Here is an 8,785-nt window from a genome sequence, read left to right on the forward strand (position 1 = left end):
TCCTGCTCCTGCTCCTGTTCTGGCGCCTGCAGCTCAATGGGCTCAATCGTCTCCAGTTCCTCCTCGAAGAGCCGGTCAAGATCGACCGCTTCCTGATCGGACTCGGTCGCGTCCGGCTCCACGACGATAAAGGACTCGAAGCCGATGGGCCCGATCGCCTCCAGTCCCTGCTCGAAGCGGGCGTCCAGATCGATCGGCTGCTCGCCGGGCTCGATCCGGTCCGGCTCGGGGAGGAAAAAGGTGTCGAGGTCGATGGGTCCAATCGCCTCCAGTCCTTGCTCGAAGCGGGCGTCAAGATCGATCGGCTGCTCGCCGGGCTCAATCCGGTCCGGCTCGGGGAGGAAAAAGGTGTCGAGGTCGATGGGCCCAATCGCCTCCAGTCCTTGCTGGAAAGACCCCTCAAGGTCGATCGGCTCATCGATCATGTCGATCTTGTCGAGGATGGCGCGATCCTCCGGGTCCGCGATCAGTGGAGTTCGCAAGCCAAGTTGTCGCTCGATGGCTTCGCCGGCGCGGATGGTGAGTTCGACGCGACGGTTTTTCGCTCGTTGCTCGGGAGTGTCATTGGGCACGAGCGGGCGGGTGTCGGCATGGCCGAGGACGATAAACCGCGCCGGTTCGAGCAGCGGGTTTTCGAGCAAGACGTTGGTCACAGTCGCGGCCCGCATGGCCGAGAGGTCCCAGTTGCTTTGGAAGCGCAGGCTTCTGATCGGGACATCGTCGGTGTGACCGTCGACGGCGATGTAGCCGGGAATCTCGGTGAACTCGGTGGACAGCACTTCGAGCAGATCCCTGAACGAACTGCTGATCTGTGCCGAGCCGGAAGGGAAGCTCCCTTGTTCGTCGATCCGCAGGATGATGTCGAGCCCGTCGCGAATCACCTCGACCTTGCCGTCGGGGTCGGCCTCGCGAACGGTTTGAACCAGCTGTTCCTCAATGGCCTCGAGCCGTGTCTCGACACGGGAATCGATGTCGCCGGCGGCGAGCGTCGGGCGCTCCGGAGTGGTGCGCTGGCGGATCTCGTCGACCGGGATCGGCTGCGGGCGTCCCGGCGAGAATTGCTGGAACACCGGGCTGGTGCCCATCGGGATGACCTCCGCCGGGATTTCCCGCTGCACGCCGAAGGCCTGGCGGAGTTCGCCGGCGAGACGCTTGAAGCGCTGGGCATCGATTTCGGCGAAGGAGAGCAGCAAGATGAAGAACGTCAGCAGCAACGTCATCAGATCGGCAAAGGTCACCATCCAGCGTGGTATCTTGGGTTCCTTGCGGCCTTCGCTTGACATGGGTTCGGCTTCTTAGGCGGTGCCAGGTTCCTGGCTGGCTTCCCGCGCCTCGAGCTGCTCTTGGCGTTTCTCGCGCTGATCCTGGGGCAGATAGGTCACCAACACCTGCTCGACGACCCTTGGGTTACGGCCCTGTTGAATCGCCAGTAGGGCGTCGGTCCAGAGCGACTGTAGGCGCTCTTGTTGCAGGGTTCTCAGTTCTAGCTTTTCGGCGATCGGATTGGCGATGATCTGAGCGATCAATACGCCGTACAAGGTAGTCAGCAGGGCCACCGCCATGGCCGGGCCGATCTTGGAGGGGTCGTCCATGTTGGCGAGCATGTCGACCAGGCCGATCAGGGTGCCGACCATGCCCATCGCCGGCGCCACATCGGTGAGCAGGCTGAAGGCGCGGGCACCGGCGCGGTTGCGGTCCAGGGTCATCAGGCGCTCCTTGTCGAGCACCTCTTTCAGCATGTCCGGCGAATAGCCATCGGCCAGCATTTGCAGGCCGCGCGCGAGGAAGGTGGAGCTGGCCTCGTGATTCTCCAACGCCAGGAGTCCGCTCTTGCGCGCCATCCTCGAGACCTCGAGCATCTCGTCGATGGTGGTCATGATGTCCGGCAGGGTCGATTTGAAGGCGCGCGTCACCGCGTTCATCGCCATCCGGACCTCGGCGAAGCTCATCTGCGAGAGCACGATCATCAGACTGCCGCCGACGACGATGATGAGGCCGATCGGGTTGAGAAAGATCATCGGCGACGAGCCAAGCCCGATCGCGACCGCGACCAGGATGATCGCGCTGAGCATGCCGATAATGGTCGCCAGATCCATTGCGTGGCCTCAAGGGTGGAATGTTCGTGCCGGTTTCGGCTTCGGTTGACTCTCCGACCAGTGGGGACGATCGGACGCGCGTGCAACAGTTTGCTGACGGTCACTAAGGATACCGGATGATTCGCGTTCGTGCATGCTGGATCTTGAGCGAGCGTTCGCGGATGGCGTTGTCGTCGGCGACGGCCGTGGGTGGACGAGCGGGGGCGGGGCGGGCGGGCGCTCGCCCCGCTAGGCGTTGCCGGCGGGTGGTCCTAGCTGACCTTGATCTCGATCCGCTCGCCGGTGTCCGGGTCCGAGAGATGCACGGCGCAGGCGATGCAGGGGTCGAACGAGTGGATGGTGCGCAGGATCTCGAGCGGCTGCTTGGGGTCGTGGAGCTGGGTGTTGTCGGCGAGCGCCGCCTCGTAGGCCCCCGGCACGCCGGAGGGATCGCGCGGCCCGGCGTTCCAGGTCGAGGGCACCACGGCCTGATAGTTCTTGATCTTTTCGTCCTTGATCACGATCCAATGGCCAAGCGCGCCGCGCGGGGCCTCCATGTAGCCGGCGCCCTGGGCCTGCTTCGGCCAGCTGGAGGGCTCCCACAGCGCATCGTTGAAGGTCTGGGTATCGCCGGCGCGGATGTTGGCGATCAGTGCGTCGTACCAGGTCTGCATGGCATCGGCGACGAGCTTCGACTCCAGCGTGCGCGCGGCGGTGCGCCCGAGGGTCGAGAACAGCCCCTCGACCGGCAGCTCGAGCCGGTTGAGCGAATAATCGACCAGCTCCTTGGCCTGGGCATGGGCCGGCGCGCTGCTGTCGGCATACAGCAGCAGCATGCGCGCGAGTGGTCCAACCTCGACCGAGTGGCTGTTCCAGCGCGGGGACTTGAGCCAGGAATAGCCGTCGTCGACATCGAGTTGCCGGTACGGCGGCTTGGGGCCGCCACGCTTGTTGTAGTCGAGCCTGGTCTCCCCCTGATAGGGATGCAGACCGGCTTGCTTGCCGTCTTTGTAGTCGTACCAGGCATGGGCGATGAATTCCTGGATCTCGTTCTCGGCGTGCAGGTCGACCGGATGGATGGTGCTGAGATCGCGGTCGAGGATGGCGCCGCGCGGGAACAGGAGATCGGACAGGTCGCCACGGTCGGCATTGGAACCGCTGAAGGGCAGGTCGCCGTAGCAGAGGAAGTTGCCCAGGCCCTCGCCCTTTTGCGCCCAGTCCTTGTAGAAACCGGCGATGGCCAGGGTGTCCGGGATGTAGACCTGCTCGACGAAGGCCTGCATGGACTTGATCAGATCCTGCACCTGCGAGAGCGTCCTGGAATTGATCGCCGAGTCCGAGTTCAGGTCGATCGGCGAGCCGACGCCGCCAACGATGAAGTTCGGATGCGGGTTCTTGCCGCCGAAGATGGCGTGCAACCTGGCTGCGTCGCGCTGCCAGGCCAGGGCCTCCAGATAGTGCGCGACCGCCATCAGGTTGGCCTCGGGCGGCAGCTTGTAGGCCGGATGGCCCCAGTAGCCGTTGGCGAAGATGCCGAGCTGGCCGCCATCGACGAAGGTCTTGACCCGTTTTTGCACGTCGCTGAAATAGCCCGGCGAGGACTTGCCCCAGCTGCTGGTGCCGAGATCGGCCGCCGTCTTGGCGCTGATCTGCTGCGCCAGCTGCGAGGTCGCGACCGGGTCGGCGCTGAGCGCCGAGACCACGTCGACCCAGTCCAGCGCATGCAGATGATAGAAGTGCATCACATGGTCATGGATGAACTGGGCGCCGATCATCAGGTTGCGGATCAGCTGCGCATTGGGCGGGATCGGATAGTTCAGCGCATCCTCCACCGAGCGCACCGAGGCGATCCCGTGCACCAGGGTGCAAACGCCGCAGATGCGCTGCGCATAGGCCCAGGCATCGCGCGGATCGCGCCCGCGCAGGATGATCTCCAGCCCGCGCACCATGGTGCCGGACGAGTAGGCCTTGGCAATGTCCTGACCGTTCATCTCCGCCTCGATGCGCAGATGGCCCTCGATGCGGGTGATGGGGTCGACGACGACGCGCTCGCTCATGATTCTTCAGCCTTCTCTTTCTCGACCTCGTTCTCGACCAGATGATCGGCGATCATCTCGGTCAGTCCGACCACGGGGATGTCCATGTTGAACTCCTCCAGGCCTTCCTCGAGCTGGGTGCGGCAGGTCGCGCACATGGTCACCATGCGCTCCGGCTCGATCTCCTCGATCTGTGCCTTCTTGCGCTTGAACGCGGCCATCTTCAGCCCTTCGGCGCGCTCGTTGGAGCTGACGCCACCACCGGCGCCGCAGCACCATTGGAATTCGCCGTGCTCCTTGAGATCGACGAAGTCGTCGGCGACCAGATCCATCAGGCTGCGCTGCTGTTGGACCACGCCGCTCTTGCGCGCCAGGTTGCAGGGATCGTGCATCGACAGGCGATCCATCTCCTTGCCCTCGGTCCTGATGCGGCCGTCGGCGCGCAGTTGATCGAGCACCTCGATGATGTGGTAGACCTTGAACGGATAGGCGCGCTGGATCGCGTTCGGCCCCTCCCAGCGGATGGCGGTGTAGGCGTGGCCGCACTCGGGGCTGATGACGTTCTTGACCTGGAGCTGCTCGGCGGCATCGACGACGCGCTGCACCAGCTGGGCGGCGATGTCCTTGGAGCCGATCTGGATGCCGGCGTTGGTGGCCTCGAAGCAGGTCTTGCTCAGGGTCCAGCTGACCCCGGCATGGTCGAAGATCTTGGTCAGGGCTTCCAGGTACTCGGGAAAGTTGATGATCTCCATCGAGGAGAGCAGCACCAGATAGTCGGCGCCCTGCTGGTCGATCGGGACCGGGAGTCCGGTGGCGGTCTCGACATGCTTGATCTGCACCTCGAGCGTCTTCCATTGCAGGCCCATCGGGCTGCCGGTATTGACCGCCCGCACCGAGGCGGCGACCAGCCCCTCGGGCGCATGGCCGGAGGCGACCATGCCCTCGCGCGCCTTGCGGATCATGTAATGGATGTCGTTGCCGACCGGGCACACCATCGAACAGCGCCCGCACATGCTGCAGGAGTCATAGAGCAGCGGCTCCCATTCCGCGAGCATCGCGTCGGTGAACAGCGGCTTGGGTTCGCGCCCGAGCTTGGCGTCGATGCGGTCCTTGACGGTCTTCTTGAGCTTGCCCCAGAGGGTGAATTCTTGCTCCCAGAGCAACCGCATCGGCTCCAGCTTATGGATCGGCGTGTACTTCGGGTCGCCGGTCTCGACGAAGAACGGGCAGGCCTGGGCGCAGAGGCCGCAATGCACGCAGCTCGAGAAGAAGGCCGCGACCGGCGCGTCGATCTCCTCGCGCCAGGCATTGAGCCCACGTTCGAGGGAGAAGCTGTTGGCGGCATCGGTCATGACTGGATCCCCTTGCGGCCGAAGATGGCGCCGTTGTAGTAACGCGCGACGAAGGCGGTGAAGATGTGCGTGAGCTTGGTGAAGGGCAGCACGATCAGGAAGATCTCGGCGCTCAGGATGTGCAGGCCCAAGGCCAACGGATAGGGATCGATCAGTCGGTGGTAGGCCAGGTAGCCGGTCAGCACCGGCAAGAAGGTCACCAGCCAGATCAGATAGTCCTCGCCTGTGCTCAGGAAGCGCTTGACCGGATGCCTGAGGCGATGGATCAACACGGCGACCAGGCCGAGCAGGGTGATTGCGGTGACCGCGTCCACCATCGGGTTCGGCAGCCCGGGCCAGCTGAGGCCGAGGGTACTTTCGAGCAGCTCGATGTGGGGAATGAACAGCAGGAGGGCGACGAGGAAGCCGACATGCCAGAGGGTGCCGACGAGGACATCGAAGGTCGAGCGCTTGAAGGTGCCGGGATCGGGGTTGAAGCGCCGGTAGACGGTCTTGAGCCCGGGCAGGATCTCGTTGCCGCGCGCCGCCGCGTAGTTGTGGGCGCGGCCGAGGGCAAGGATCTCGAACAATCGCACCAGGATGCCGAGCGCGAAGATGGCGATGGCCAGGCTGAACATCGGACCCTTGATCAGGAGGAGGAAATCCATCGAGGTCATCACAGCTTCTCCTCTAATTGATCGGCGGTGATCCGGTCGTGGTGCTCGACGGCCTGCTTGCCCTGGTTCCGGCTCATCCAGCCCGCGCCGACACCGACCGCGGCGCCGACCGCGCCGGCGGTCAGGAGCGCGCCGCCCGGATCCCCGGTGGGCACCGACAGCGCCTTGTAGAAGCCGCCGGCATCCCAGAAGTCGGGCTCGGAGCAGCCCAGGCAAGGATAGCCGGCCTGGATCGGCCAACTGGTGCCGCCGTTCCATTTCATGGTCGCGCAGGCGTTGTAGGTCATCGGTCCCTTGCAGCCGAGCCGGTACAGGCACCAGCCGGCCTTGGCGCCTTCGTCGTCGAAGGTCTCGGCGAACTTGCCCTTGTCATAGAACGGGCGCCGATAGCAGCGATCATGGATCGACTGGCCGAAGAAGGCGCGCGGGCGACCGTATTCGTCGAGTGTGGGGAGGGTGCCGAAGGTGAGGAACTGCGCCAGCACGCCGGTGATGACCATCGGCACCGGCGGACAGCCGGAGACATTGATCACGGGTTTATCCTTGACCAGGTCTTGCACCGAGACCGCGCCGGTCGGGTTCGGCGCGGCCTTGGGCAGGCCGCCGAAGGTGGCACAGGTGCCGACCGCGACCACGGCGGCGGCGTCCTCGATGGTCTCCATCAGCATCTGGTAGTTGCTGATGCCGGCGATGGTGGAGTAACCGGGATTGGCCTTGGGGCCGGGCAGCGAGCCGTCGACGACCACCAGGTACTCGCCGGCGTTCAGTTCCATCGCCTGCTCGCGCGCATGCTCGGCGGCATCGCCAGCGGCGGCCTGTAATGTATGGTGATAGTCGAGCGAGATGACATCGAAGATCAGGTTCTCGAGGGTCGGCGAGGCGCTGCGAGTGAGGGATTCGGTGCAGCCGGTGCATTCCTGGAACGAGAGCCAGATCACCGATGGCCGGCGCGCCTGTTCGAGCGCTTGCGCAATCGCCGGCGCCATGCTCGGCGGCAAGGCCATCATCGATGCCGTCGCGGCACAGAATTTGAGGAATCCACGGCGTGACACCCCGTGCTGGCGCAGGCTCTCGCCCAAGGTCTTCGATGTGGCCATCGTTTCTCCTGCCATTGCTGGAAACTCAGCCGCTGGACACTCAGCGGTCAGTGGCGGGACTCAGCCGCCGGATCGGTCGCGGTTGCCGACGCCAGCGCGGCGTCCAAGGCGGCCAATGAATCGATGATGTCGGCGCGCTGGGTGCGCAAGAGTCGGGGGATCTCGTCGACCTCGATCTGCAGCGCGATGCGCTCGCCGTCGACATTGGCGTAATCGAGCACCCAAACCCCGGCAAAGCGGGTCTCCCAGACGCGAGTCGGCCCCAGGGCATCCACCTTGGCCTCGACCTCGCCTTGCCCGAGAAGCGTCATCAGTCGCTCTTCATCGCCCGGGCCGAATGGCATCGCGGCCAAATCGATGCGGGTCGGCTCGCCCTGCTCGGCGAGCCGCTCGAGCGCATGGCGGATCTCGTGCAGGATCGGCACTGCATTGCCGAATTGCTGGGACCCGGCATCGGGCTGCGCGATGCGAATTGGAATATCGGCGAACTCCGCCATCCAGCTAACCTCCATCGGTTATTGGTTATGTTAGACATTGCTTATCCAGCCGTGTTTGACCTAAAACACGCTTTGTCGCGACCGCGTCAATGCCCCTTGGCATCCGGACTGAGCGCCGACGGGTGCGTCTCGACGCCCTGCGTGTCGCAGCGATCGGCTTGTTGTCCCGATCGGGTGCTCGCTTGGCCGCGCCAGCGCCGCAACAAGGCCTGGATCTGGCTGATCGCCTCCGGCACCGCCGCGGCCACCGGGGGGGTGAGCTGATCGCCCCAGTCGACCTGTTGGGGCTCGATGCCGATCAAGGCGCGTTGGGCGGGGAGGCTGTCGGTCAAGCGGGCGATATCGAACAGGTCGGCGAGACTGACCTCGTGCACGCTCTTGGCGTGCTGGCTGAGTTGGCGATCCATGGCCGCGCCCTCGAACAGCCGCACGCTGCCGGGCGGGTCGCCCATCGCGGCGGCGTCGACGACGATCAGGCGCGCGGCATCGCCGATCGGCCCGGCGAGGGTGAAGCTCAGGGTGCCGCCATCGTAGAGCCGAAGGTCGGGATCGGCGGCGGCGATAGGCGCCAACGCGTGCAGCACGGCGGCGCCGACCGCCTCGTCGCTGAGCAGGATGTTGCCGAGACCAAGGATCAGGGTGCCGGTGCCGGGCATGGCGGTGCCTCTGCTGAGTGAGTCAAGGTGAGTCGGGAGGGTGCCCTGCGGTCACCGGTAACGGCGGGGCATGCACGGGCGCATCGGCCGGCGGATTGATGTCGGCCGCTTGCGATGGGGCAGGCCCGCGGCTTAGCCTCGCGCATTGGCATCCTCATGACGGAGACGCGGCCCATGTGCATGGGTATCCCAATGCAGATACGCGAGATCAACGGCCTTGGCGCGCGCTGCGCGGCCAAGGGGGTCGAGCGCGAGGTGAGCCTGTTGATGCTCGACCCGGACGAGCTGGCGGTCGGGGATTTCGTCGTCGTCCACCTCGGCCACGCGATCGAGCGGATTTCCGCCGAGCGCGCGGCGGATGCCTGGTCGGTCTATGACGAGATCCTGGCCGCCGAGGCACAGCCGCCGGGCTGAGC

Annotated in this window: 9 protein-coding genes; 1 reads left to right on the forward strand and 8 read right to left on the reverse strand. The window is 65.1% G+C overall.

Annotated features, from left to right (window positions below; translation table 11 throughout):
* The 8 genes from ACLFQI_RS08920 to ACLFQI_RS08955 form a co-directional block, all read right to left on the reverse strand.
* A partial coding sequence (locus ACLFQI_RS08920) for a MotB family protein (RefSeq protein WP_410758612.1) occupies positions 1 to 1,283 on the reverse strand: 1,283 nt, incomplete at its 3' end.
* Positions 1,284 to 1,295: 12 nt separating this feature from the next.
* Positions 1,296 to 2,096: a MotA/TolQ/ExbB proton channel family protein gene (locus tag ACLFQI_RS08925; protein WP_410758614.1), complete on the reverse strand. Its 801-nt coding sequence runs from the start codon at positions 2,094 to 2,096 to the stop codon at positions 1,296 to 1,298.
* Positions 2,097 to 2,347: 251 nt separating this feature from the next.
* Positions 2,348 to 4,132, reverse strand: coding sequence for a nickel-dependent hydrogenase large subunit (locus ACLFQI_RS08930; RefSeq protein WP_410758616.1), 1,785 nt, complete (start codon positions 4,130 to 4,132; stop codon positions 2,348 to 2,350).
* Positions 4,129 to 5,463: a (Fe-S)-binding protein gene (locus tag ACLFQI_RS08935; RefSeq protein WP_410758618.1), complete on the reverse strand. Its 1,335-nt coding sequence runs from the start codon at positions 5,461 to 5,463 to the stop codon at positions 4,129 to 4,131. Before ACLFQI_RS08935 ends, ACLFQI_RS08930 begins: the two co-directional genes overlap by 4 nt.
* On the reverse strand, positions 5,460 to 6,122 hold the full coding sequence (locus ACLFQI_RS08940; protein ID WP_410758619.1) for a hypothetical protein: 663 nt from the start codon (positions 6,120 to 6,122) through the stop codon (positions 5,460 to 5,462). The genes ACLFQI_RS08935 and ACLFQI_RS08940 overlap by 4 nt, the downstream gene beginning before the upstream one ends.
* A complete protein-coding gene (locus tag ACLFQI_RS08945) occupies positions 6,119 to 7,216 on the reverse strand; it encodes a hydrogenase small subunit (protein WP_410758620.1) in 1,098 nt (365 codons plus the stop codon). Before ACLFQI_RS08945 ends, ACLFQI_RS08940 begins: the two co-directional genes overlap by 4 nt.
* Before the next feature lie 47 nt (positions 7,217 to 7,263).
* Positions 7,264 to 7,713, reverse strand: a complete 450-nt coding sequence (locus ACLFQI_RS08950) for a hydrogenase expression/formation C-terminal domain-containing protein (RefSeq protein WP_410758622.1) — start codon at positions 7,711 to 7,713, stop codon at positions 7,264 to 7,266.
* 86 nt (positions 7,714 to 7,799) lie between these two features.
* Complete coding sequence (locus tag ACLFQI_RS08955; RefSeq protein WP_410758623.1) at positions 7,800 to 8,369, reverse strand: HyaD/HybD family hydrogenase maturation endopeptidase; 570 nt, start codon at positions 8,367 to 8,369, stop codon at positions 7,800 to 7,802.
* A gap of 180 nt (positions 8,370 to 8,549) precedes the next feature.
* Here ACLFQI_RS08955 and ACLFQI_RS08960 point away from each other — a divergent pair, with 180 nt between their 5' ends.
* The gene (locus tag ACLFQI_RS08960; protein ID WP_410758625.1) at positions 8,550 to 8,783 is read left to right on the forward strand and encodes a HypC/HybG/HupF family hydrogenase formation chaperone; all 234 of its coding nucleotides are present in this window, start codon (positions 8,550 to 8,552) and stop codon (positions 8,781 to 8,783) included.
* Positions 8,784 to 8,785: the final 2 nt, after the last annotated feature.

Origin of the sequence: Halochromatium sp., assembly GCF_046541315.1 — a bacterium.
GTDB lineage: Bacteria > Pseudomonadota > Gammaproteobacteria > Chromatiales > Chromatiaceae > Lamprobacter.

Coding starts and splice junctions, on each gene's coding strand:
- ACLFQI_RS08925 (WP_410758614.1), bottom strand. CDS start 2,096: ATGGATCTGGCGACCATTATCGGCATGCTCAGCGCGATCATCCTGGTC.
- ACLFQI_RS08930 (WP_410758616.1), bottom strand. CDS start 4,132: ATGAGCGAGCGCGTCGTCGTCGACCCCATCACCCGCATCGAGGGCCAT.
- ACLFQI_RS08935 (WP_410758618.1), bottom strand. CDS start 5,463: ATGACCGATGCCGCCAACAGCTTCTCCCTCGAACGTGGGCTCAATGCC.
- ACLFQI_RS08945 (WP_410758620.1), bottom strand. CDS start 7,216: ATGGCCACATCGAAGACCTTGGGCGAGAGCCTGCGCCAGCACGGGGTG.
- ACLFQI_RS08950 (WP_410758622.1), bottom strand. CDS start 7,713: ATGGCGGAGTTCGCCGATATTCCAATTCGCATCGCGCAGCCCGATGCC.
- ACLFQI_RS08955 (WP_410758623.1), bottom strand. CDS start 8,369: ATGCCCGGCACCGGCACCCTGATCCTTGGTCTCGGCAACATCCTGCTC.
- ACLFQI_RS08960 (WP_410758625.1), top strand. CDS start 8,550: ATGGGTATCCCAATGCAGATACGCGAGATCAACGGCCTTGGCGCGCGC.